This is a genomic window from Mesorhizobium sp. B2-3-2, assembly GCF_006442295.1.
Lineage (GTDB): Bacteria > Pseudomonadota > Alphaproteobacteria > Rhizobiales > Rhizobiaceae > Mesorhizobium.
This window is the reverse complement of the sequence record NZ_VFWA01000001.1, coordinates 211,458-236,782: the sequence shown is the minus strand read 5'-3', so window position 1 is coordinate 236,782 and position 25,325 is coordinate 211,458. Positions and strand designations below refer to the sequence as shown.

At 61.8% G+C, this 25,325-nt stretch carries 16 protein-coding genes; 3 read left to right on the top strand and 13 right to left on the bottom strand.

Annotated features, from left to right (window positions below):
* Positions 1-152: 152 nt before the first annotated feature.
* The 3 genes from FJ964_RS01085 to FJ964_RS01075 form a co-directional block, all read right to left on the bottom strand.
* A complete protein-coding gene (locus FJ964_RS01085) occupies positions 153-1,553 on the bottom strand; it encodes an aspartate ammonia-lyase (RefSeq protein ID WP_140548432.1) in 1,401 nt (466 codons plus the stop codon).
* Between the two features lie 132 nt (positions 1,554-1,685).
* Entirely contained in the window at positions 1,686-3,074 is a 1,389-nt protein-coding gene (locus FJ964_RS01080) for a M20/M25/M40 family metallo-hydrolase (protein WP_140548430.1), read from the bottom strand.
* Positions 3,075-3,118: 44 nt separating this feature from the next.
* Positions 3,119-4,330 (bottom strand): PLP-dependent transferase, encoded by a 1,212-nt coding sequence (locus FJ964_RS01075; RefSeq protein WP_140548428.1) that lies wholly within the window; start codon positions 4,328-4,330, stop codon positions 3,119-3,121.
* 110 nt (positions 4,331-4,440) lie between these two features.
* Between FJ964_RS01075 and FJ964_RS01070 the strand changes: the two genes are divergently transcribed.
* On the top strand, positions 4,441-5,316 hold the full coding sequence (locus tag FJ964_RS01070) for a LysR substrate-binding domain-containing protein (protein WP_140548426.1): 876 nt from the start codon (positions 4,441-4,443) through the stop codon (positions 5,314-5,316).
* Positions 5,317-5,422: 106 nt separating this feature from the next.
* Here the strand turns inward: FJ964_RS01070 and FJ964_RS01065 are convergent, their stop codons facing one another.
* The 5 genes from FJ964_RS01065 to FJ964_RS01035 form a co-directional block, all read right to left on the bottom strand.
* On the bottom strand, positions 5,423-6,199 hold the full coding sequence (locus FJ964_RS01065; RefSeq protein ID WP_140548424.1) for an amino acid ABC transporter ATP-binding protein: 777 nt from the start codon (positions 6,197-6,199) through the stop codon (positions 5,423-5,425).
* A 3-nt stretch (positions 6,200-6,202) separates the two neighbouring features.
* Entirely contained in the window at positions 6,203-7,114 is a 912-nt protein-coding gene (locus FJ964_RS01060; RefSeq protein ID WP_140548422.1) for an amino acid ABC transporter permease, read from the bottom strand.
* 4 nt (positions 7,115-7,118) lie between these two features.
* Positions 7,119-8,018: an ABC transporter substrate-binding protein gene (locus tag FJ964_RS01055; RefSeq protein WP_181172326.1), complete on the bottom strand. Its 900-nt coding sequence runs from the start codon at positions 8,016-8,018 to the stop codon at positions 7,119-7,121.
* A 1,064-nt stretch (positions 8,019-9,082) separates the two neighbouring features.
* Positions 9,083-12,622 carry an autotransporter domain-containing protein gene (locus tag FJ964_RS01040; protein WP_140548416.1) on the bottom strand — a complete coding sequence of 1,180 codons (3,540 nt, stop codon included), beginning with the start codon at positions 12,620-12,622 and terminating at the stop codon, positions 9,083-9,085.
* Positions 12,600-16,169 (bottom strand): autotransporter-associated beta strand repeat-containing protein, encoded by a 3,570-nt coding sequence (locus tag FJ964_RS01035; RefSeq protein WP_140548414.1) that lies wholly within the window; start codon positions 16,167-16,169, stop codon positions 12,600-12,602. Before FJ964_RS01035 ends, FJ964_RS01040 begins: the two co-directional genes overlap by 23 nt.
* Before the next feature lie 268 nt (positions 16,170-16,437).
* Between FJ964_RS01035 and FJ964_RS01030 the strand changes: the two genes are divergently transcribed.
* On the top strand, positions 16,438-18,048 hold the full coding sequence (locus tag FJ964_RS01030; protein ID WP_224713318.1) for a tetratricopeptide repeat protein: 1,611 nt from the start codon (positions 16,438-16,440) through the stop codon (positions 18,046-18,048).
* Positions 18,049-18,818: 770 nt separating this feature from the next.
* Here the strand turns inward: FJ964_RS01030 and FJ964_RS01025 are convergent.
* Positions 18,819-19,121 carry a DUF982 domain-containing protein gene (locus FJ964_RS01025; RefSeq protein WP_140548411.1) on the bottom strand — a complete coding sequence of 101 codons (303 nt, stop codon included), beginning with the start codon at positions 19,119-19,121 and terminating at the stop codon, positions 18,819-18,821.
* A 328-nt stretch (positions 19,122-19,449) separates the two neighbouring features.
* Here FJ964_RS01025 and FJ964_RS01020 point away from each other — a divergent pair, with 328 nt between their 5' ends.
* Entirely contained in the window at positions 19,450-20,907 is a 1,458-nt protein-coding gene (locus FJ964_RS01020; protein WP_140548410.1) for an NCS1 family nucleobase:cation symporter-1, read from the top strand.
* Between the two features lie 52 nt (positions 20,908-20,959).
* Here FJ964_RS01020 and FJ964_RS01015 read toward each other — a convergent pair whose 3' ends face one another.
* The 4 genes from FJ964_RS01015 to secG all read right to left on the bottom strand — a co-directional run bounded on the left by FJ964_RS01015 (position 20,960) and on the right by secG (position 25,276).
* Positions 20,960-21,511 carry a DUF1697 domain-containing protein gene (locus FJ964_RS01015; RefSeq protein WP_140548409.1) on the bottom strand — a complete coding sequence of 184 codons (552 nt, stop codon included), beginning with the start codon at positions 21,509-21,511 and terminating at the stop codon, positions 20,960-20,962.
* Positions 21,512-21,538: 27 nt separating this feature from the next.
* Complete coding sequence (locus FJ964_RS01010) at positions 21,539-23,176, bottom strand: CTP synthase (protein ID WP_140498648.1); 1,638 nt, start codon at positions 23,174-23,176, stop codon at positions 21,539-21,541.
* Between the two features lie 210 nt (positions 23,177-23,386).
* Positions 23,387-24,511, bottom strand: a complete 1,125-nt coding sequence (locus FJ964_RS01005; protein ID WP_140548407.1) for a L,D-transpeptidase — start codon at positions 24,509-24,511, stop codon at positions 23,387-23,389.
* A 336-nt stretch (positions 24,512-24,847) separates the two neighbouring features.
* Complete coding sequence (gene secG / locus FJ964_RS01000; protein ID WP_140548405.1) at positions 24,848-25,276, bottom strand: preprotein translocase subunit SecG; 429 nt, start codon at positions 25,274-25,276, stop codon at positions 24,848-24,850.
* Between the last annotated feature and the right edge of the window lie 49 nt (positions 25,277-25,325).

The following is a 25,325-nucleotide window of genomic DNA, read 5'->3' as shown; positions in this document are numbered from 1 at the left end:
GCTGAAAGCCAATAGCGCGATTGGCGGCTGTCGGTCACGTCAGCGTGAACGTGTGATCGCAATCTGGATACTGGTTACATCCGAAGAACGGCGCTATTGCTACGAGCTTACCGCTAGATCACGCAGCAGGATGGCAAGTGCCGAGTGGGGCTTCATGCGACGTCCTCGTGATAGGCAGTGCTCTTGTGCAGCACGTCCAGTACCTCGTCGCGGGTCACCAAGCCCACCTCTACAGCCAGATCGATAAACGGCCGCTGCTCCATCACCGACGCGTGCACAAGCTTCGAAGCCGTTGTGTAGCCGAGCTTCGGAACGAAAACGGTCGCAATGGCCGCCGAGCACATCAGGTTCTTCAGTGATTGGTCGCGGTCGACTTCGATACGGGCGATACAGCGATCCGCGAAGATACGGGTCGATTTCGCGAGAAGTTCGATGGAGTCGAATAGGCGCGAAGCAATGACAGGCTCAAAATGATTGATCTCGAGTTGCCCCTGGAGCGACGCCAGCGACACCGCCGCGTCGTTGCCCACCACGGCGAACGCGACCTGCTGCATCATCATGGGAAGGACCGGATTGATCTTGCCGGGCATGATGGAGGAGCCGGGCTGCACTGAAGGCAGCCGCAACTCCGCCACGCCGCTGTTAAGGCCGGACGACAGGATGATTAGATCCGAGGCGATTTTCCCGATGACCTCGGCGCAGATCCTCATCTCCGATGAGACGCGCGCGAAGCCGTCGGCGTTCTGCATGGCGTCGAACATGTTCTCGCCCGGGCGCACGTCGGCCCCGACGAGTTCGCGCAAGTGGCGGTAGACCGCTCTGCGGTAGCCGGGCGCCGAGCCGAGGCCGGTGCCGATCGCTGTTCCGCCGAGCGGCAGGGTCAGCATCTCGTCCCGCGCCGCCGTGATTTTGGCCATGAGCCTTCGGATCGCAGCCGCGTAGCCACCGAACGCCTGGCCCAGGCGCATGGGTTGGGCCGGCTGCATGCAAGTCCTGCCGAGTCTCAGCACGTCCTCAAAAGCTCTGGCGCGATCCTCCAGCGCCTCTGCAAGACGCGTCAAGGCGTCTATCAGCGTCTGGGACTTTTCATAAACTGCGAGCTTCACGGCCGCCGGCACAACGTCATTGGTCGATTGACCGATGTTGACGTGATCGTTCGGATGCACTCGGTCGTATTGGCCGGGTTGATCGCCCAACAGTTGCAGCGCCCGGTTTGCGATCACTTCGTTGACGTTCATGTTAATGGATGTGCCGCCCGATCCCTCAAGCAAGTCGACGATGAATTGATCGGCGTGCTGGCCGCTCTCGACTTCGATCGACGCTGCGATGATCGCATCAGCGACATCAGGCCGCAGCACGCCGATGTCGCGGTTGGCAGCCGCCGCGGCGTGCTTGATGCGTGCGAGCGCGTTTAGCAACTCGGGGGCGTCGCCGAGCTTACGGAAGGAGATGTCGAAATTGTCCTGCGCGCGCAGGGTGGCCACGCCGTAAAGCGCCCCGGCAGGCAGCTGTCGGGGACCAAGGCTATCGGTGTCGATGCGGGTGGCAGGCATTCTGCGTCCAGTTGAACAATGCAAGCTCTCCGCCGGTTTGACGGAAGTCCGAGGATCAAAGGGTTTCACTAATTTGCCTATTCCGGTCTGCTGTCATGCTTGCTCGTTGCAAGCCGTTGGTCGAGCTTGTCCTCAAGGATTTCCGATCTCTTCAAAGATCCGTACCCAGCTGCGAATTCCTTTGAGAAGACGTCGCGTATCGTAGCGTTCGTCCGGCGCATGGATTGCATCGCCCGGTAAGATGAAACCGATGACGACGCATTCGGCGCCAAGGACCTCGCTGAGTTGTTGCACGAGCGGTATCGCGCCGCCTGTTCCTCTCAGAATGGTAGGGCTTTCCCACTCCTGTTCCAGTCCGCGCGCGGCAGCCGCGAGAAACGGACTGTCCTGCGAAAGCACCACCGCCGAGCTGCCGCCGGCGCCGACGAATTCCACCGTGCATCCCTTCGGAAGTTTTGATTTGACATAAGCCCTGAATCCAGCGCGGACCTTGTCCGGCTCTTGTCCTCGGACAAGCCGGAAAGAAAGACGGGCCGTAGCGCTCCCTGGCAAAACTGACCGTTCGCCCGGCCCCTGATTTCCACCTGTGATCCCATTGATATCGACGGTCGGGCGCCCCCACATCGCTTCCAGCGCGGAATATCCTTCCTCTGTTACGCCACCGCTCAGGTTGACCTCTTCGAAGTGAGCTGTGTCCCGCTCCAACTCCCGCCATCGCAGGCGCAGCCTATTCGGGATCTCGGACACGTCGTCATAGAAACCGTCGATGTTCACTCGCCCGGCTTCGTCATGAATGCCTGCCAGAATGTCGCTCAGTATGCGGATGGGATTTGCGGCTACCGCACCGTAGTGCCCTGAATGGAGATCGGGATTGGGAGCAAAGATCGTCACTCGTTCATGGACAAGCCCCTTGAGTTGGGTCGTGATTGCCGGCTGTGTTGGTGACCACATCTCGGCATCGCAAATGAACGCAACGTCGCATCGAAGGTCATTTCGATGGGCGTCGATGAATTCGGGCAGGCTCGGCGAGCCTGACTCCTCCTCTCCTTCCAGCATCACGACGATATCAGCTGGAAAATCGCCTTTGGCAGTCTTCCATGCGCGCAGCGCCTCTATAAAGGTCCAAAGCTGGCTTTTGCTGTCGGACGCACCACGACCGTAGAAGCGATGGACACCGCTCTCCTCGATCACGCGCGGCTCGAAGGGAGGATGCTTCCACTGATTTACGTCGCCAGTCGGCTGCACGTCGTAGTGTCCATAGAACAGCAGCCGCGGACGCTTGAAGTGCGAGGTCTGGGGAGATTGGGCGAGAACGACTGGGTGCCCCTTCGTTTCGATGATCTCCGCAGACAGCCCGACGGACGACAGCTCCGCCTGGAGCCACTCGGCCGCCCGGGCAATGCCCGGTCCCCCCGAAGCTTCGCCTGAAATCGATGGGATGGCGACCAATTCCAGAAGCTTGCGCACCGAAAAGTCGAAATTGTCGTCGATGGCACGGAGCGCGCTATCCAAATTCGGCATTCTGGTCCTCTTGATGATTGGTTGGCAGGGGCTGTCCTAAACCGTCAGCCACTGCGAGCGGTCTTGAAGGGTGCCTCGGACCTTTTGTTTTCCTGGGCCTCGATGCTTGTCAGAAGACGCTCGATATCGGCCCATAGTTCGTGCTCGTCCTCGAGCCCGATGCTCAGACGGAGAATGACATCCGGACCCGGCCAGCGGGTCGCAGTTCGAAAGGCATCGATGGACATGGGCGCGGCAAGGCTCCGGGTTCCGCCCCAGGATGCGCCGATGGCGAAGATCTTCAGGGTGTCGAGCGCGGCGGCCAGATGCTGCGACGCGCTGTTCTTGAAGAGGATACTGAAGACCCCGCTCGAACCGAGGAAGTCGCGTTTCCAGATCGCGTGCCCGGAAAAGGTTTCGAGCGCCGGATGCAACACGCGCTCCACAAGCGGATGGTCCGCAAGCTTGCGGGCGAAGTCGAGAGCAACCCTTTCGGAGTGACGCAAACGCACACCGAGGGTTTCGAAGCCGCGCAGCACAAGCGAGGCATCATCCGGCGAGACGCCGATGCCCATCCGCCCGATCAGGGAGCGGATAGGTTTGATGAGTGCGCCATCCCCGACCGTGATGGAGCCCATCAGCACATCGGAATGGCCCGAAACGAATTTGGTGAGTGCCTCCGTGACAATATCCGCGCCGTGTTCGAGCGGCTTGAAGTTAAGCGGCGTCGCCCATGTGTTGTCGAAGCCGACCAGCGCTTCCCCTTGGTGAGCGATCGCCGCCAGCTTCGGCAGGTCGAGGATTTCCATCGTCGTAGAGCCAGGGCTTTCACACCAGACGATCCGCGTCATGGTCCGCATCTTCGATGCAACGTCCTCCGGTGAAAGCGGATCGAAGAATTCCACATCCACGCCCAAACGGCGCAGGTCGGATTCCGCGAGATCCCGCATCGGCGGATAGGCCGTGTCGGCGATCAGGATATGGTCACCCGCGTCCAGGAAAGGCATGACGGCAAGCGCATTCGCCGCCTGTCCGGACGGGGTGAGAAAGGTCCACACGCCGGATTCGAGGCTGGTTATCTTGGCTTCCAGAGTGCGTGTCGTCGGGGTGCCGTAAAGGCCGTAGGAATAGCCTTCGTGACCGCGTTCGCCGCGCGAGGCATAAGCAGCGGCATCCTTGAACACGATCGTCGAAGCCCTGTGAACGCCAACACCGAGAGGTGCAAATCCCTCGGTCGGTACTTCAGGCGTGAGAACGCATTGGGTGAGATCATTCATCACACGGCCTTTCCAAGCAACAGCGACCGCCTTGGCGATTTCAATCGAAAAACATGTACTATTGCGGTATTTCTATTCCGCAAAGTTATTGATTTTGAGGGAGAGCCGGCATGAACCTTCGGCAGGTCGAAGTTTTCCGGATCGTTATGACCAACGGCACCACGGCGCGCGCGGCTGAGGTTTTGCATGTATCCCAGCCCGCGGTCAGCAAAATGATACAGGAACTTGAACGCTCGCTTGGTTTCGCTCTTTTTCAGCGGATCAAAGGCAGACTCCACCCTACGCCCGAGGGACAGCTTTTCTTCCGCGAAGTCGAACAGGCCTTTATCGGCTTGAGCCATCTCAGGGGGGCGGCTGCCCGCATTCGAGATTATGGTTCTGGTGAACTGAGGATCGCCTGTCTTTCGGCCCTGTCGACCAATGTCCTCCCCCGCGCCCTTCATGCGTTTATGGCTCGCAATCCGAATATCGCTGTGACTTTTCAGGCGCGCATGTCGTCCAACGTGCGCGATCTGGTAGCTTCCGGTCAGTTCGATCTCGGGATCGTCGCCGACGAGATCGATCGTACGGGCGTTGAGACGAATGAGTTTGCGCAGTTTCGCGTCACTGTGGCGGTGCCCCAAGGACATCCGCTCGAGGCCTTGGATGTCATTCGCCCAATGGATCTTGCGGGGTATCCCTTTATTGCTCTCGCTCGGGAAGATACGACGCGACGCGACGCCGAGCACGTTTTCAATGAAGCTGGCGTCGCGATCCGAACGGTAATGGAAACGCCTTATTCGACAACGATCTGCGCGATGGTGGCCGCCGGCATCGGGGTTGGCCTTGTCGATCCTTTGACGGCCGAACCTTACGAGGGGCGCGGGCTGACGTTGCGGCCGTTCGAGCCTCCACTTTACTTCCGGACCCTCCTGATCAGGCCGCCAAATCGCCTTCCCTCTCGAATCCTTGCGGAGTTCCTCGACGATCTGCGGGCGGCGATCTGAGATAGCCGAATGCACCTGTGTATCAGGTTGCTTCCGGATCAGTTGAGAAGCGGCATGAAGCCCCATCTCGTCAGCATTTCTGGTTTCAGTGATAGCTACGCCCATCTCATAGCACCTTCGACAGGAAGGCGATCGTCCGCGGGTTTTTCGGATTGGCGAGCAACGTCTTTGGGTGACCTTCCTCGACGATCTGTCCCTGGTCCATGAAGACCAGGTGATTGCCAACCTCGCGTGCAAATCCGATCTCGTGCGTCACCACGACCATGGTGATGCCGCTTCGCGCCAGATCCTTTATGACGTCGAGGACCTCGCCGACGAGCTCGGGATCGAGCGCCGAGGTTGGCTCATCGAAGAGCATCACCTCCGGCTCCATTGCCAAAGCGCGCGCTATCGCGACCCGCTGCTGCTGCCCGCCGGACAGGTGGGCGGGATATCGGCTTCCGAGCCCATCCAGCCCGACCCGTTTTAGGAGTTCAATCGCCTTGGCTTTCGCGCGCGCTCGCGCCCAACCTTTTACGTGAAGAGGTCCCTCCATCACGTTTCCCAGAGCGGTCATGTGCGGAAACAGGTTGAAGCGTTGGAACACCATGCCGGTCGAGCGCCGCTGTGCAGCGACCCGGCCCGGCGACAAGGGGTGGAAGTGGCCTTCCCGCTCCACGAATCCCTGTAACTCACCCTTCACGAACACGCGTCCCGTTGAGATGCCCTCCAATTGGTTGATGCAGCGGAGAAGCGTCGATTTGCCGGAACCTGAGGGGCCGATGGCAACGCAGACCTCGCCGCGCCTCACCTGCAGATCGACGCCTTTGAGGGCGTGGACGGCGCCGTAGAATTTGTGGATGTTCCGCATTTCCACGCAGAAATCGGAGATGCTTGCCTCCATGGTTCACTCCACTCGCGCCGGGTGGGCCGATACGCCCTTACCGAAGTGCCGTTCGAGGAAATACTGGCCGACCATCAGCAGGCTTGTGATAACGAGGTACCAGGTGCCGGCGACCATCAGCAGCGGAATCGGCAGATAAAGCCGGTTGGCGATCGCGTTGGTCGCAAACGTAAGGTCCAGCGTAAACGGTACCGCGAGAACCAGGGACGTCATCTTCAGCATGCCGATCGTTTCATTGCCGGTCGGAGGAATGATCACTCGCATTGCCTGCGGCATGAGTATCCGCCACCAAATCTTTGCTGGCCGCATGCCAAGCGCCTGCGCTGCCTCGGCTTGCCCGCGGTCGATCGAGTTGAAACCGGCTCGGAATATCTCTGTCAGGTAAGCGGATTCATTGAATCCGAGCCCGCATATCGCAGCGAGAGCGGGCGTCACGATATATTTCGTCTCCACGCTCACGATCTCGGGACCGAAAGGGAGCGCGATGCTTAGGCTGGGAAACAATACGGCGAAAAGGCCCCAGAAAAGCAACTGCGTGTAGACGGGCGTTCCGCGGAAGAACCATATCCACGCATAGGCCAGTCCGCGGAGGATTGGATTGTCGCCGTCACGCATGATCACGAGAAGCGCCGCGATGACGATCGCCGTCGCCATCGCGACCACAGTGAGGAGCAGGGTCCAGCCGACGCCCCTCACCACCTGCGGATGAAGCAGATAGGTCAGATAGATATCCCAGTGAAAATTGGTGTTTCCTGCGACTGCGATCGCAATCTGAACAGAGATTATCGAGATGATCGCAACCGCGACCCAGCGCCCTGGATGCCGACGCGGAACCACGAGGTTTCGCGCGATCTCCGATGGATTTTGTATGGGAGCCGGCCGCGGGCCGGCTCTGATATCTGGTTCGAAATCCATGATTTCAGTCGTTAACCTGGGGATTTACCACGGCTTTGTCGATAATAGCGGAACCGATACCCCAAGTATCCAGAATAGCCTTGTACGTACCATCGTTGATGAGAGAATTGATGGTATCCGCGATGAGCTCCGTCAATTTCTCATCGGATTTGGCTACTGCGATGCCGTTGTTCCCGATCTGAGCCATTGCGGGGGTTGCTTCCATAGTCTCCAACTGGCCGTTGGAGTTCTTCGCCGCATAGCCAATTGTAGCCGGTCCGGAAAACGTTGCATCCGCACCACCGGCCGCAACACGGGTCAACGCCTCGGTCTGGACCTTGAAAGGAACGAGTTCTATCTCTTTCTTTCCAGACGAAGTGCACTTCTGACTTTCTTCCACGACCTCTTTTTCGTGGGACGTGCCGGACATGATCGCAATCTTGGTCCCACATAGATTGGCCGGATCAAAGTTCGTGGGATTACCTGCCTTTACGGCCCATAGATTGCCCGATTGAGTGTAGCTGACGAAGTTAACCGCCTTCATGCGCTCCTTGGTGATAGAGAGTGCGGAAATGCCGAGGTCGAACTTCGTTCCGAGCGCGGGCAGGATGGCGTCGAAAGCCGAGGTCTGGAAATCGATCTTGACCCCGAGTTTCTTACCGATCGCATCGGCGATGTCGACGTCGATGCCGACTGGCGTCTGGCCATCAGTCTCGCTCAAAAATTCCCATGGCGCATAGGCCGTGTCGGACCCGATCGTCAGCACGCCTGCTGACTTGATCTTTGCCGGGAGGCGATCCGCAAGAGCTTGATCGACCTTGACGCCCGAGGTGTCGAAGCTCTGCGCGTATGCTGAGCAGGTTACCATTGTTGCGATGGAGGCTGCGGCGGCTAGCATCCGCAGCTTGGTGCTCATATCAGACATGATGTTCCCCATTTTGTATTTGCTGTTGACAGATCGCGTAAGCTTGAAAGGGTTCTGGCAACTCGTCCGTCGAATGCATCATGGGAACGTCACACAAGTACGTCCAATAGTAAGATTGAGGCGTTCTATTCGCTGCGGTTATCGACTGCCGTTTCAAACGGTCCAAGAATGTGCGCCCCTATCGCAACCCAACCGCGAACTCCAGGAAACCGCGAGCGGGTTGAGAAAGCGTAGCCTCGCCGAGATGGGCGACTACAACCTCCTGCATGGGCTCGGTGCTCGATAGTGGCAGCCACATCAACGGTGCGCCGTCGCAAGTCACATTTGGCTTAGTCTGGTGCCGCGAGCCGTCCGGAAGCCGGAAGTCCACATGGTAAGGTGTCAGCACCTTCGCGGCGATCTGCGCCTGGCCAAAGGCCACCGTGTTCTTTGAATCGGCGAAGTAGGCCTGGCAGAAGGCCATCGCCGATTGTGCGGTCGCAGTCGGACCACCGGCCTCGTCGAACAGTCGCTCCTCGTCGCGCTAGTTCGCGGCCGATGGGACGAAGCGATCCGATGCGCGATCGATGCCGACATCTCGGTGCCGATGAAGGGATCGCGGCGCACATAGGCCGGGATGTAGGTGTTCTCGCGCCACGAGCCATCGCGCTCGATGAACAGATTGAGCTCCCGCTTTATCGCGACGAGTGCGATCGGCGAGGCGTTGTCGTCGACGGCGAAGACGATCGGGTAGTGCCGCATGGCATGGCGAATTCGCCGATGCAGAGCGGAATGGCGACCGCCTCGCGCGCAAACCCGAAGCCCGGCACTGGCGCAAGCCCAGGATCGCGATGGTCCTCGAAACGCAGGAGAACGGGGTCCTTGTAGAATAGCGGGAGGAGCGATTTTGTCGGATTTTCTCGTGTGTTTTTGGTTATCGTCAACTCAGGTTCCAGTCTGGCGAGGAGCGCCGTGATCGTTCAGCCCATGTTGCTCTTGCATTGCCGCTTTCATGATGTTCGCGTTTCGCATCGAACGCTTCGCAGCGGATCAGCTCTGACTATGCTCGTTCACGCCGCTCGCCATCAGAATTTGACGTTGAAGTTGAAGCGGGCCGACTGGTCGGACATTCCCGAGCCGAACTGGCCGCCATAGGAGACGCCGAGGGTGGCGCTGGACGTAATCGCGTAATCGAGACCGGCTTCGATCACCGCGGCATCCCGGGCGATCGGAGCCCCGCCGACGGCGAAGGCATTGCTGCCGTCGCCCACAAAGCGCACGGTCGAGGTCGGCGCCATGTCACCGAAAGCATGACGCCAGCCGACCATGCCCTTCGCATTGAGCGCGGTCCCGCCGATGTCGAAGGTCGTCGAGGCACGAAGGCCGAACGTCGTGAAGGTCGAGTCGGTGTTGGCCGAGGCGCCGGTCAGCGCCGCTGCGCCGCCCTGCTCGGTGAAACCATCGGTATGGAAGTTCACGTAGGCAAGGTTGGTAAAAGGCTCGACTCGGGCGCTACCCGCGCTGAATCCATAGGCGAGTTCGCCGAACATCTGTGCTGTTGCTGTGTTGTAGCCGCCCTTCAGGCTTCCGTCGAAGCCGGGAAACGCCACGCTCCGGTTGGTCGAGACGTCGTGCCAGGTGTAGGCAGCACCCGTCCGGAACGCGAGATCACCCCAGGCCGTGCCGCCGTAGAGTCCGACATAGTAGTTGTCGCTTGAACCAGAGGAGCGGCGATCCTTCACGTCGAAGGACGTTTGGCTGTAACCGGCGACGGCGCCGAAGCGCCAGGTGTCGAACACCGGCGCATCGGCGCCGATGAAGAAGCCGCCGGTCTTGCGGCCGAGACGGGCGGCGTTGCCGTCACTACTCGTATGGCCCCACGAGCCGAACGCCTGGCCCCAGACCGCGAAACGGTCGGTATTCGCCTTCACCGTCACAGGCTTTCCGCCCTCATAGGTCGAGACCGTACCCGACGCGCCGACGGCATCGAAGGCGGCGCGAATGCGATCATTGATGGCACTGCGGACGAAGCGGCTGTCCTCGATCAGCGCGGTCTTGGTTGATGAGTGGATCTCGCCTGAGAGCTGATTGAAGGCATATTGCGCCTGTGGAGCGGACAGGTTCAACACCGCACTGTAGACCCGATTGCCGAAGCCCAGACTTTCGACGCCGCCGCCAGTGGCGATCTGGTTCGCCGTAATGCCGATTGCGGCGAAATCGATAGCGTTGCGGGTCATCGTCAGAGTAACGTCGCTAGCGTCATAGCCGAGCGTCGGCGTGAGGAAGGCCAGATTGGAGCTGACGCTATCGAACGTCCCCGTCCTGCCGCCATTGGTCGTCGTGCTGAGGATGATGTAGGTGGTGCTGGGCGCATAATGGCCCGAACCCGCCAGCACATTGACCGAGCCGCCATTGATCGCGATCGATCCCGTGGCGTTGATGCGACTAGCCTGACCGGCGGTGTTGACGGTGACCTGATAGATCGAGCCTGCATCGAAGGTGACGTTGCCGGCCGCGCTCATCGTGCCGATGCCGCCTGCCACGCCCGGGGCGACGGTCGCGCCGCTGGCGATCGTCAGGCCGCCGACCGAACCACTACCCGTGAACAGGCCGCCCGAGACCGCGGCGGCGCCGGTGATGGTGCCGTTGTTGGCCGTCGTTCCCGCAGTCTGAATCAGGCTGCCATTGATCGTCCCCTCATTGTTGACGATACCCGACGTGTTGAAGTTGCCGCTCCATATTCCGCCGGCCGTATTGTTGATCGTGCCGGAATTGGAGGCCACAGTGGCATTGTAGGTGCCGTTGTTGGTGACGAGCCCGGCATTGTCGAGAGCGTCTGTCAAGGTGCCGTTGTTCGTAATGACGCCGCCGGCACGGTTGAGAATGCCGCCGGGCGCCGTCAGCGAGCCGCCCGCAGCGACCGTGACGGCGCCACTGTTGGTCAGCAGCCCCGCGAGGGTGTAGTCGCCAGTCGCGGACACCGTGAGGGTCGCGCCATTGGCGTTGTTGAAAGTGCTGTCGCCGGTCAGCGTGCCGCCAACAGTGAAGATGCCGCCGGCATTGTTGGCGATCGCGCCATTCAGCGCACCGCCATTGGCGTTCACGGTGCCGTAGTTGATCACGTCGCTCGAGACGCCACCCCCCGTCTGGGTGAAGATCGCGCCGGCATTGTTGGTCACGCTGCCGGCCACCGTGCCGGCGTTCCGGAACGTGGCGTTGTTGATGACATCGGAGGTGATACCGCCGGTCGCCGTGATCGCCAGCGTGCCACCATTGATGGTCGTCGTGCCGGTGTAGGTGCTCATCGCCGAGAGCGTCAGCGCACCACCGCCGGCTTTGGTCAGGCTCTTGCCGTCCCAGCCGCTGGCGAAGGGACCGGTCTGGTTTGTCAGCGCCACATCGACATTGAAGGCGTCCGTGCTGTTCGTCAGCGTGAAAGTGCCGTTGCCTTGCGCCGCGCCGACGGTCCAGATCAGGCCGAGGCCGATGTTGTAGTCGAGATTGTCAACGCTCCTGCCACCCGTCACCCTCAGGTAATCGACCGGGTTTGACGAGCCGCCGATGGTGATGTTTGCGAAGTCGCCGGAAATGCCGTTCGTCGTCGCGAGGACCGTGAACTGGGTGCCCGCCAGTGCGCTGGCAGACGAAGGCGCCGTGAGGCCGGCAATTTTCAGGGTTCCGCTCAGCGACGCGGAGTCCGCCGTGATGGTCGGCTCGTTCGCGCCCAGGGTGACGTTCAGTGTCGAGCCGGTGTCCTGCGTGAAGGCTCCGGTCACGGCGAGTTGTGCGGCTCCGCCGATGGCCGTGACCGCACCGCTCTGTGTCGTGTAGCTTGCGGCGCTGAACGTGCCGGTCTGACCGAGCGCCAGCGTGCCATTGCCGACCGTGACCATGCCCACCGAACTACCCGCGCCGGTCAGCGTGGTCGTGCCGCTGCCGATCTGATTGAGCGCGCCGTTACCCGACATTGCGCCGGCGAAGGTGAACGCATCGGAGCGGTTGAAGGCCAGCGTGCCGTTGTTGGCGACATGGCCCGTGATGCTGCCGGTCGCGCCCCCCTCGCCGATTTGCAGCGTGCCGCCCGAAATCGTCGTGCCCCCGCTATAGCTGTTGGCGCCAGTCAGGATCGTCGTGCCCTGGCCGATCTGCTGGACAGCGCCGCTGCCGGAGATATCGCCGCCAAATGTCACCACGTCAGAGCGGTTCAAGGCGAGCACGCCGTCGTTGGAGACATTGCCGGTGATCGAGCCGATTACACCGCCATCGCCGAGTTGCAGCGTTCCGCCCGAAATCGTCGTGCCGCCCGCGTAGGTATTGCTGCCGGCGAGGATCGTTGTGCCGCTGCCGATCTGCTGGACAGCGCCGGTGCCGGAGATGTCGCCGGCGAAGGTCACCGCATCGGAGCGGTTAAAGGCGAGGACGCCGTTGTTGACGACGTTGCCGAGGATCGAGCCGGTTACACCGCCATTGCCGATTTGCAGGGTGCCTCTCGCGATCGTCGTGCCGCCGCTATACGTATTGTCGCCGGTCAGGATGGTCGTGCCCCCACTGATCTGCCGCACCGCGCCGCTGCCCGAGATCACGCCGCCAAAGGAGGCAACATCACCGCGATTGAAGGCGAGCACGCCGTCGTTGACGACGTGGCCGAGGATCGAGCCGGTCGCGCCGCCGTTGCCGAGTTGCAGGGTGCCGCCGGAAATCGTCGTGCCGCCAGTATAGGTGTTGTCCCCCGTCAGGATCAGAGTGCTGCTGCGCCGCGCCGCTGCCCGAGATGTCGCCGGCGAGTGTCAGCGTCCCGGTTCGGTTGAACGCGAGCACGCCGTCGTTGATGACGTTGCCGATGATCGAGCCGGCGCCGCCGGCGTTGCCGAGTTGCAGCGTACCGCCCGCGATCGTGGTGCCGCCACTGTAGGTGTTCTCGCTGGTCAGGATCGTCGTGCCCGCGCCGATCTGCCGGACAGCGCCGCTGCCCGAGATGACGCCGGAGAAAGTCACTACGTCGCTGCGGTTGAAGGCCAGCGTGCCGTTGTTGGTCACGTCGCCCGTGATGCTGCCAGTCGCGCCACCGTCGCCGATCTGGAGCGTGCCGCCCGAAATCGTCGTGCCCGCCGAGTATGTGTTGCTGCGGGTAAGGATCGTCGTGCCGTGGCCGATCTGCCGCACGGCGCCGCTGCCGGAGATGTCGCCATAGAAGATCACCGCATTGCTGCGGTTGAAGGCGAGCACGCCGTTGTTGACGACGTCGCCGAAGATCGTGCCCGCCCCGCCGCCATTGCCGAGTTGCAGCACACCGTCCAAAATCGTCGTGCCGCCGCTATAGCTGTTGACTCCCGACAGGGTCAGCGTGCCCCCGCCGGTCTTGACCAGCGCGCCGCCGGCGCCTGAAATAACGCCGCTCACCTCGGTCGAAAACCCGTTCGAGCCGACCGTCAGTTCGTTGCCGCCGAGGTTGTAGTCGCCGGCGCCCGCGATCGACCCAGCGCTCAGCTTGCCGTCGCCGTTCGGGCCTAAGCTGCCCGAAAAATCGACCGTGCCGACCAGACTATTGGTGATGGCGGCATTGCCCGCCGTGCTGGTGCCGTAAAAATACAGGCCGCCGTTGTTGGTGATGGCGGCGCCGCCCGCCGTGCCGTTGTCGACGAAAGACAGGACGGCGTTGCTGGTGATGGTGGCGCCGCCCGCCGTGCTGCTGCCGTAGAAAGACAGGCCGTCGTTGTTGGTGATGGTGGCGTTGCCGGCTGTGCTGCTGTCGCTGAAAACCATGGAGCCGCTGTTGGTGATGGTCGCATTGCCCGCCGTGCTGCTTCCGTGGAACGACAGGTTGCCGTTGTTGGTGATGGCGGCGCTGCCGGCTGTGCTGGCGTTCCAGAAATATAGGTATTGGTTGTTGGTGATGGCGGCGCTGCCGCCCGTGCTGTTGTCGTAGAACGACAGGTAGCCCTCGTTGGCGATGGTGGCGCTGCCCGCGCTGGTGCCGTTGCGGAAATTCGTCGTGCCGGTGTTCGTGATGCTGGTGATGCCGCTGGTATCGGCGTTGACGACATCGAACGTGCCGCTATAGCCCGCCACGTTCACAGCGCCCAGGATCGCGCCGGCCATGCTTGAATCGCCGAGTTGCAACGTGCCGGCGTTGATCGTCGTGCCGCCGGTGTAGCTGTGTGCGCCCGTCAGAACCGTCGTGTCGGGGCCGCCCTTGGACAAGGACGCCGTACCGGCCAGCGTCGTGCCAATCGCGCCGGGGCCCCAGAGGTAAATGCCGCCCGCGGCCTCGATCGTGCCCGCGCCGGTGGCGGTGCCGCCATAGAAGTTGAGGAACTGCACGCTGAGCTTGTGGCCCGCGGCGATATTCAACGTCGCCCCGGCGGCATTGGTGAAACTGTTCACCCAGGACATGTCGCCGCCGGTGAGCAAGACGCTGCCGCCGCTCTGATTGTTTAAATAGCTCAACCCCATCCGGACGTCGCCGCCGATGACATTGATCTGGCCGCTGTTGTAGACGTTACCCGCTGGCGACAATTGCGCCGTGCCACCGGGGCCTTCGAAGGTGATGACGCCGCCGGCATTGTTGTTGATGTCGCCATTGCTCCTGACGATGCCGTCGGTGCCGACATTGATGGCGGCGTCGTTGTTCAGCACGCTGCCAGTGTCGTAGAGGGCGGCGCGCGCGCCCAGATTGATCCGGCCCGCGCCAGTGTTGGAAATCGACCCGGCGAGCAGGTTGTCATCACCAACGTTGACGACGCCGCCCGCATTGGTCAGGCTGGTGATGCCGCTGGTGTCGGCGTTGACGACATCGAACCTGCCGCCGGATCCCAGCGTGAGTGCGCCGATGATCGCGCCGGTCGCGCCGCCGTTGCCGAGTTGCAGAATGCCGCCCGAAATCGTGGTACCGCCGTTATAGCTGTTGGTTCCCGACAGGGTCAGCGTGCCCGTGCCGATCTTGGCCAGCGATCCACCCGCGCCTGAAATGACGCCGCTCACCTCGGTCGAAAGCCCGTTCGAGCCGACCGTCAGTTGGTTGGCGCCGAGGACATAGCTGCCGGGCCCCGCGATCGAGCCCGCGCTTAGCCTGTGGTCGCCGTTCGGGCCGGTGCTGTACGAAAAATCGACCGTGCCGCCCGAATTGTTGGTGACGGCGGCGTCGCCCGCCGTGCTGGCGTCCCAGAAAGTCAGCTCGTAGTTGTTGGTGATGGCGGCATTGCCGGCCGTGCTAGTGTCGTAGAAATACAGACCGGCGTTGTTGGTGATGGCGGCACCGCCCGCCCTACTGTTCTCGAAGAAAGACAGGCCGGCGTTGTTGGTGATGGTGGCGCCGCCCGCCGTGCTGGTGCCACGGAAAGACAGACTGCTGGTGTTGGTGATGGTGGCATCGCCGGCCGTGCTGTTGTCGAAGAAATACAGATAGCCATAGCTGGCGTTGGTGATGGCGGCATTGCCCGCCGTGCTGGTGTTGTTGAAAGAAAGGTAATTGTCGTTGATGATGGCGGCGTTGCCCGCCGTGCTGGCGTCGTAGAAGTACAGGTTGCCGTTGTTGGTGATGGCGGCGCTGCCCGCCGCGCTGTTGTTGTAGAAATACAGGTTGCCGTTGTTGGTGATAACGGCGCTGCCCGCCGTGCTGGCGTTGTTGAAATCCAGAGTGGAGGTGTTGGTGATGGTGGCGCCGCCGGCCGTGCTGTTGTCGTAGAAAGCCAGGTAGCCGCTGTTGGTGATAGCGGCGCTGCCGGCGCTGCTGTTGCTGTAGAAGTATAGGCCCCCGTTGTTGGTGATGGCGACGCGGCCACCGTTGGCAACGATGCCGGCGCCGTTGAAGGTGAGGGCACTGCCGTTGATGAAATCGTAATCCGGGCCACCCGCATTGAACGTCCAGCCGTCTATTATGGTATTTGAGGAAAACGACAGGCTGGTGACGGACGAAGCGCCGAACGTGGCCGTGGTGGTCGGCGCGGCGCCGGAACTCCAGTTGGCGTCGTTATTGTAATTGCCGTCGGCCGGACTGGCGAGCCAGGTCGCGTCCTGCGCCCGGGCCGGAGCCGAATAGGCCGTGGCTGTCAGCGCCGTCGAAACCAGCAATGAGGCGCGCAACAGGCGGCCCGATGACGTTGCGCGGTTCCAAACGACGCCGCGCGATGAAGCAGCGCCGCGGTCGGAGGTCGAAACTGTTCTTGAACCCATGTTCCCCGGCTCCAACAGAGACGCGCGGCCGCTGGATGCCGGATTTCGATTCACCCCCGCCTACGTCATTCCTGTCCGTTTCTGTCATCGCGCGCCGGGGAAGTCCTGAATCGGCCACCGCCATGTTCTGAAGCTTTCCGACATTTTCTGAATGGACCGCATCTGGCCGCGTTTTATGGTAATTGGAGACATTTTTAGCGGCTGTTTGCCGTTGCGGGGGTAGTACGGCGTGTTGCAATTTTTAGGATTTGAACTGGATCGGAAACGCGTGGAACTGCGCGGGCCGGACGGCGCCGTCATCAAGGTCCGGCTGAGAAGCCTCGAAATGTTGAAGTTTTTCGCCTGCAATGCGGGGCGAGTTCTCAGCAAGCAAGAACTGATGGAGGCGGTTTGGCCTGGCGTCCATGTCGCCGAAGATAGCCTGTTCCAGTCCATTCGCGAGCTTCGCAGCGCGCTGGGCGACGAGCAGCGGCAGATCATCAAACTGATGTCCGGCCGCGGTTACCTGTTCGTGGCTGAGGTGTCGGACACGATGGACAGGGACGCGCCGGAACAGCCGGCCCCGCCGTTCGTCCCCGAGACAAACAACGAATCGGCGCTGGGCCGGCACCGTTTTGGCATGCGGCGCCGCGCCGCACTCCTGGCCATGGCGGGACTGGGCGTATCGGCCTTGACGGCGGCGCTCTGGCTGCCCCATCTCCTGATGGGGTCACCCATGACCATCGCCGTGATGCCCATGGCGGCGGGCGACAACCCGCAGGCCGCCCGGATGGCGGCTGACGTCACCCGTGACCTCACCGACGGACTCGCGAAAATCGACGCCATCCGTGTGGTGGTTCCTTCCGACGCCGCGAAGGGCGCCGATTACGTCGTCAGCAGCGAACTGGAGAAGGCAGCAACTGCGTGGAATTTGCGTGCGCGCATGACCGAACCGGCAACCGGCGCGGTCAAATGGACAATATCGCTTTCCGTTGATCTGGCCGCCGCCGATGCGCAACGTCAGCAGACCCGCCTGACCGCTGGAATGGGCCACGCGCTGTCGCTGCGCATCAATGCGCTTCAGAATACCGATGAACGCCGGGCCGAAGGCGTGCCGACCGGCCCCGCCAAGGTCGCCATCGAGCAGGCGACGGCCTCGATCGACCAGACGACGCTGGAACGCTTTCGCGCCGCGCAGGTGATCCTGGAAAAAGCCCTTGCCGACGACGCCGACAATGTCGACTTGCAGGTCGCGCTGGCGGCTTTTCAGCTCCGCGGCATTCAGATGGCCTGGTATCCCACCGAAGAGCGAGAGACGGTCGAGACCAGCATCGGGGCGATCATGGCGCGCGCGTTGCGCGCGCAGCCGGACTACATCCCGGTGCTGGAAGCGCATTGCCGGTATCTGTCGACGACAAACCGATTCGTCGAAAGTCTGGTCGCATGCGGCAAGGTGCTCGCCCGCGATCCATGGGATGGGATCGCGCTGTACCTCATCGGGCTGTCCCAGGTTTTCCTCGGCCGCTTCGACGATGCACTCGCCACGTTCAAGCAGGCGGACAGCTTCGATACGCCCCCGGTCGCGCGTTGGACCTGGGCGATTGGGGCAGGTTTCACCTATCTGCTCATGGGCCGCGCCGAAGAAGCCTTGCCCTGGTTGCAACGGTCGATCGCGATCACGTCGGCCAGCGGGCGCACACATCTGCTGTTGGCCGCCGCCTATCAGCAATTGGGCCGCGTCGCCGAAGCCCGGGCGACGATGACCAAGGCCCTTGAGCTGAGGCCCGGCTCGACCACGCTCAATGTGCCGGCGCCGACCAAAAACACCAGCCCGGTGTATCTCAAGGCTTCCGAACGGATCGTGAGCCTGATGGCGGCAGCCGGGCTGCCGGAGAAATAGCGCTGCGCAGGAGTGGTAAGGACAACAGTGTGGGCCCGGCCGAAATCGTCGGACAGTTCTGCCGCCCGACCTAATGGTTCATACGCGGACCAAAATGCGCCCCCTCGGATGCGCTGGCGTAGACCGTCGCGGCCCAGATGAGCGCAGCCGGAAAAATGCGCTTCGAGCGGCCAAACGCCCCCCCATCGTAGGAACGAAAATAGAAGAGAAGCAGAACTTTCGTGTGCAGTTTTTGCACACGGTCTCAGATACCTAGTTGATTTTATTCGCTTATATGTCCAGTCCACCATCGGGGCGATTGCCGCCTTATGCTCTTGGTATCTCGACATTTTTAGCGTCAATTGGTTGGTTGATGCGGGCGGCATGGCCACCGATCCTCATATCGGCGACATATACGAAGTAGGTAAGCTCCTCGCTCGAGCGGTAAGTCTGAAGGCAGTCCTTCTGCGCCTACCAAATCCTATGGCCTGAAGTGCTGTCTTCTTTCGAGTGCTGGGCGGAATCCTTCCGAAATATCGGAAGCTTGCGCCCGGTTTTTGCTGCACCTTGGAAAGTGGCACGCTGTTTTGTGACCTGGTCGATGGTCTTTCAACTGCGGCGAACAGGACGGGGAACCGCCTTTCCAAGATTGGCAGTTGCCGACCACAAGCAGATGGTGGCCATCCTGGGCTGCGCCGCACTAGGCGTTCGCAGACACAATGGCAAACGGACAAACAGTAAAATCGGCGCCGGGAGCCGGCACCGTTTTCGACTACAGTCGGTCCAGAACGTTACCGCCGCAGCGCGTACACGCGCCCCGCTGGCTCGTTGCCCACCGACAGGGCCATGTCGTCATCCAGAAGCCGCGTGATCCGGGCGAAGCCGGTGAACGCCTTCCTGGCTTCTTCAGCCGACATCTGCCCCGACAAGGCGGCCGCGCAGCAGTTCAGCGCGCATTGATAGACGGGGCCACGTCGCCCGGTCGGCCACTTACGCAAAAACACCATGGCCTCGGCAACACTGTCGATTTCCTCGATAGGGTGTCCCTGCCCGCGTGAGATCCGCACGGGCGAAAAAAAATGCAAATAATCCATCGTATCCTCCCGCTCGGTCGCGACGTGTTCGACCGAACCCCATCAAACGCGCCATCATCCACTTGGTTCCATAAAAAACGGACGCTTGGCAAAAAAAGGGCAGGTTTGCCCGCCGCGACTGCGATGTCGTCGCGCCGGCGCTTGAAAGCGCCACGAATCGGACTCGCCGGTCAGAGTGCAAGCATCATGCCGCGCGATAAGCGCGATCCCCATTGAATATCTTTAAGGCCAAAGCCGGCAAATCAGTCGATTGCCCCTTCCCTCGCGTCAGGCGTAACCTTGACGGTCAACGCGTGAGGGCGCGTGCTGCAAGAAGGGGACAATTGCAATGACGATACAAGGCGCATCGCCGGATCTATATAACGAGGATCTCGCACCGGCCAAGATACGAAACTGGGGACCATTCTCGATCTTCAACGTCTGGACGTCGGACGTCCACAGCCTCTGGGGCTATTACCTCGCCGCCAGCCTTTTCCTGTTCTGCGGCGGCTTCGTCAACTTCATCATCGCCATCGGCATCGGCTCGCTCATCATCTACGCGCTGATGAACATGGTCGGCTATGCCGGCGTGAAGACCGGCGTGCCTTACCCAGTGCTCGCCCGTGCCTCCTTCGGCATCTGGGGCGCCAACATACCGGCGCTGGTGCGCGCCATCGTCGCCTGCTTCTGGTACGGCGCACAGACGGCGGCCGCTTCCGGCGCCATTGTCGCGCTGCTGATCCGCTCGCAATGGTTCGCCGATTTCAACGCAAACACCCATTTCCTCGGCCACTCCGGACTGGAAGTGATCTGCTTCGTGGTCATCTGGGCGCTGCAGCTGCTGATTATCCAGAAGGGCATGGAGACGGTGCGCCGCTTCCAGGATTGGGCCGGGCCGGCAGTCTGGGTGATGATGCTGATCCTGGCCGTCTATCTCTGCGTCAAAGCCGGGACCTTCGCCTTCACCAGTGACATTCCGATGGATGTGCTGCTCGAAAAGACCAAGGATGCGGGCGTGCCAGGCACGCCGGGATCGTGGACGTCGCTGTTCGCCGTCGCCGCGATCTGGGTGACCTATTTTTCGGCTCTCTATCTCAACTTCTGCGATTTCGCCCGCTATGCACCGGACAAGGCATCGCTGCGCAAGGGCAATATTTGGGGTCTGCCGGTCAATCTCATCCTGTTCTCGCTGGTCGCTGGCGTCACCACCATTGCCGCTTACGACGTCTATCACGAGGTGCTGCTGCACCCCGACCAGATCTCGGCGAAATTCGGCAGCTGGTTCCTGGCCGCGCTCGCCGCGTTGACCTTCGCGGTGGCGACGCTCGGCATCAATGTCGTGGCCAACTTCGTCTCGCCGGCCTTCGACTTCTCCAACGTCTTCCCGCGCCAGATCGACTTCAAGAAGGGCGGCTACATCGCGGCACTGATCGCGCTCGTGCTCTATCCCTTCGCGCCTTGGGAAGGCAGCGCTGCATCCTTCGTCAACATCATCGGCGCGACGATGGGGCCGATCTTCGGCGTCGTGATGGTCGACTACTACCTGATCCGGAAGGGGGAGGTCGACGTCGAAGCGCTTTATCGCGAGGATGGCGAGTTCCGCTTCCAGGGCGGCTGGCATGTCAATGCCTTCATCGCTGCCGGCATTGGCGCCGTCTTCTCCTCGATCCTGCCGAACTTCACCAACTGGCTGCCATCCTGGTGGGGCGTCTATGGCTGGTTCTTCGGCGTCGGGATTGCCGGCATCATCTATTACATGCTGCGCACCGCGGCCGTGGGTGCCGGCGCCAAGACGGCGAAGGCTTGAAATGAGGCAGTAGGCAGAAAGGCAGGGAAAGCAGCCGCCTCCTCCCTACTGCCTACTGCCTACTGCCTGCTGCTACCATCTCGGCCAACCGGCGCACCGTGTTCCAGTTGCGCGACGTGCCGATGCCCAGGCGTTTGTGATTGGCGGCCGCGAGCAGCCGTGACCTCGGTCGTTCTCGCGAAAAGACGACCCAGATGTCGCCGCCGCGTGACATCACCTTCTCATCGGCGGCGGCATAGGTCTCGAGCGCCGCCGCCGCATCGTCGGGCACGGGCTTGCGCATTATCCGTACCGCCACCTGGTCACCGGTCTCGGCGGATTCAGCCGGAAACGGATTGCCGGCTGCAAGCCTCAGCCAATCTTCGGCAGCGCGCACGATGATGTCGACATGGCGGCCGAAAGCTTTTTTGAAGGCGGCTTCGAGACGCTGCTCGAGAACGGCGACGTCCGTCGCCGGTGCCTCGAAGACAAGATTGCCCGTCGCCACGAGCGTACGGACATTCTTCAGCCTGAGGTCCTCCGCCATCGCCTTCAGGTCGGACATCACGACCCGGCGCCCTTCTCCCAGGACGATGCTGTAGAGAAGGGCGACATAGGTCTGCATCAGTTGCCGAACCCCGCCTGGTGCCGCCTATACCAGGCGCGATTGTTCGACCGCCGCCTCGATGAAGCTGGCGAACAGCGGATGCGGGTCGAGCGGCCGGCTCTTCAGCTCGGGGTGGTATTGCACGCCGATGAACCAGGGATGGTCGGGGTATTCGACCGTTTCGGGCAGCACGCCGTCGGGCGACATGCCGGCAAACACCAGGCCGCAATCCTCCAGCCGCTGCTTATAGTCGATATTGACCTCGTAGCGGTGGCGGTGACGCTCGGAAATCTGCGTGTCGCCATAGATGTCGGCGATCTTGGAACCCTTGGCGAGCTCGGCCTGATAGGCGCCGAGCCGCATCGTGCCGCCGAGATCGCCGGTTGCCCGGCGCTTCTCCAGCATGTTGCCCTTCAGCCACTCCGTCATCAGGCCGACGACCGGCTCCTTGGTCGGGCCGAACTCGGTCGAGGAGGCCTCATCGACCCCGGCCAGGGATCGCGCCGCCTCGATGCAGGCCATCTGCATGCCGAAGCAGATGCCGAAATACGGCACCTTGCGCTCACGCGCGAATTTCGCCGCCAGGATCTTGCCTTCCGAGCCGCGCTCGCCGAAACCGCCGGGCACCAGGATGCCATGCACCTTTTCCAGCCACGGCGTCGGATCCTCCTTCTCGAAGATTTCCGATTCGATCCAGTCGAGCTTGACCTTGACGTGGTTGGCCAACCCGCCATGCGACAGCGCCTCGATCAGCGATTTATAAGCGTCCTTGAGGCCGGTATATTTCCCGACGATGGCAATGGTCACCTCGCCTTCCGGATTGTGGATGCGGTTGGATACGGCCTGCCACGGCTCCATGCGCGGCTTCGGCGCCGGGTCGATGCCGAAAGCGGCCAGCACTTCCGAATCGAGCCCTTCCTTGTGGTAAGCCATCGGCACGTCGTAGATGTGCGGCACGTCGAGCGCCTGGATGACCGCGCTCTCCCTGACATTGCAGAACAGCGACAGTTTTCTGCGCTCTTCCTTGGGTATGGCCCGGTCGGCGCGGACCAGCAGGATGTCGGGCGCGATGCCGATGCCGCGCAGCTCCTTGACCGAATGCTGGGTCGGCTTGGTCTTCAATTCGCCCGCGGTCGGGATATAGGGCATCAGCGTCAGATGCACATAGACGGCGTTGTTGCGCGGCAGGTCGTTGCCGAGCTGGCGGATCGCCTCCAGGAAAGGCATCGCCTCGATGTCGCCCACGGTGCCGCCGATTTCGCACAGCACGAAATCATAGTCATCATTGCCGTCGAGGACGAAATTCTTGATCTCGTCGGTGACGTGCGGGATGACCTGCACGGTGGCGCCGAGATAATCGCCGCGCCGCTCGCGCTCGATGATGTTCTTATAGATACGGCCGGTGGTGATGTTGTCCTGCTGGTTGGCGGAACGGCCAGTGAACCGTTCGTAATGGCCAAGATCGAGATCGGTCTCCGCGCCATCATCTGTGACGAACACCTCGCCATGCTGATACGGCGACATCGTGCCTGGATCGACATTGAGGTACGGATCGAGTTTTTTGATGCGTGCGCGATAGCCCCGCGCCTGCAAGAGAGCCCCTAGGGCCGCTGCGGCAATGCCTTTTCCAAGTGAGGAGACCACGCCGCCTGTGATGAATACATATCGCGCCATGGGAGTCATCGCTTAACGCGGCCGGATTGATTCCGCCAGAGAAAAAACCGCCGCTAAGGCTTTTTCCCAAGAAGGCGCTCGAACCGTGATCCGAAAATGGGATCCGGTTTTCGGATAGGCCCATCGAACGGGCTGGCCCGTTCCACTGGAACGCGACCGTGAACGAGGCAAAACAAAAGGGCCGGCTGAACCGGCCCTTCTGGCAAGCTGCTGCAAACGTCAGATGATGACGACCTTGGTGCCGACCTTGACACGGCTGTAGAGGTCCATGACGTGCTCGTTCATCATGCGGAAGCAGCCATTGGAAGCGCTGGTTCCGATCGACTGCGGCGCGATGGTGCCGTGGATGCGCAGATGCGTGTCCTTCTTGCCGTCATAGAGGTAGATGGCGCGAGCGCCGAGCGGATTCTGACCGCCGCCGGGCATGCCGTCCTTGTACTGGGCATAATGCTTGGGCTCGCGCTTCTGCATGTCCAGCGTCGGAATCCAACGTGGCCACTCCTGCTTGTCGCCGACCGCCACGGTGCCCTTGAACTGCAATCCTTCGCGGCCGACCGCGATGGCGTAGCGGCGGGCGGTGGACGATGATTCCACCAGATAGAGCCGGCGAGCACTCGTATCGATGACGATCGTGCCGGCCTCGTAACCGGTGAATTCCACGTCCTGTGGCACGAACTCCGGCTTTACCTTGAATGGCTTCTTGGCGTTTTTCCTGGCGAGCGCCGAATCCAGCGCACGGGTCTCGGGCAGATAATTGATCGAGGACGATGCCATCTGGCCGCCAAACAGTCCGGCGAAGAGGCCGCCGCCGGTGCGCTGCTTCTGGCCAGGCAGCTCGCTGCGCAATTCGCCATTATTGCCGGTCAGCGCAACGTTCATCACCTCGGCCGATTCCGGTTCGGCTGAAGGAATCGGCTCGATCGGCGTCAACGGCTCGATGATCTTCGTGATCTTCTTGACCGGCTTGGCCGCAGCCACTTCGGTCGCCGGGGCAGTCTTGCCTCTCTTGGCCAGGAACGCCTGCCGTTCCGCCTCGGCCTTCGCCTTCGCCGCCTCGCGCATCGCCATCTTCCTGGCTTCCAGCGCCTTGGCCTTGGCAGCTTCCTTGTCAGCGACGATCTTGGCCTCGATCTTTTTGATCTGGGCGAGATCGTCCGGTGTCGGATTTTTCTTCTTCTTGAGAAGCCTCAACTGCGCCGCATCGCTCTTGGCTGCGACGTTGATGGCATCGGTCTTGCCGACCGACTGATTGGCGGCCAAATTGGCTGGCACGCCGGCGAAAGCCGGGGAGCTCATGCCGAGTGCGGCGCAAAGTCCCAGGAAGATGAAGCTGCGAAGCTGCATGGCGAAGATCCGATCGTTCAATATTTGTTGCCCACGGCGTCGCCCGGCGTCCCCCAAGGACACCGAAAATGCCGCGCGCAATCTATAGTCGAATAAGCGCGGGCGCCTCAAGCGCGAGGCCGCTGCACTTCCCGTCGAATCTTCGTGATGCCGCCGCATTTGCCGCGACTGTGGTCAAACGACAACAGATCGGCTTATGAAGATCAGAGCGCCGAGAGACTGGCCGCGAGAACCCGAGCTGAAAGCAGTTCGGTTACGACGGCCGCAAGCGCCGGAAGCCGGCGTTCGCACGCCGGCATTACCTTGCTGTCACATGGTCTTGAGAAGGAGCCCAGACTACTGGTTCGGAACCTGCGGGGCTGCAGGCGCGGTGCTGGTGCCGTTGGCCGCCGGCGGCGTGGCCGGAGCATTGGCTGGCGGCGTCGTCGCGGCTCCGTTGCCGGAAGGCGGCGTCGGGGTGGTCGTGCCAGGCAATTGGTTGAGTACGCCCTTGCCGGCGCCGTCCGATGTCGCGGGAACGCGGTCGAGGATGTCGATCGGCTTCTCGCCGTAGCGGGCAATGATCGACAAGGTCAGCGACGTCACGAAGAAAGCGGCCGCCAGAATCGCCGTCGCCCGGGTCAGCGCATTGGCGGCGCCGCGCGCCGTCATGAAGCCGGATCCGCCACCAATGCCAAGGCCGCCGCCTTCGGAGCGCTGCAGCAGCACAACGCCGACAAGGGCCAGAACGACCATGAGGTGGATGACGATCAGTACGGTTTGCATAGTTTATCCTGGCAATGCCCTGCCCGGCCGCGGACACGACCGGGGAATT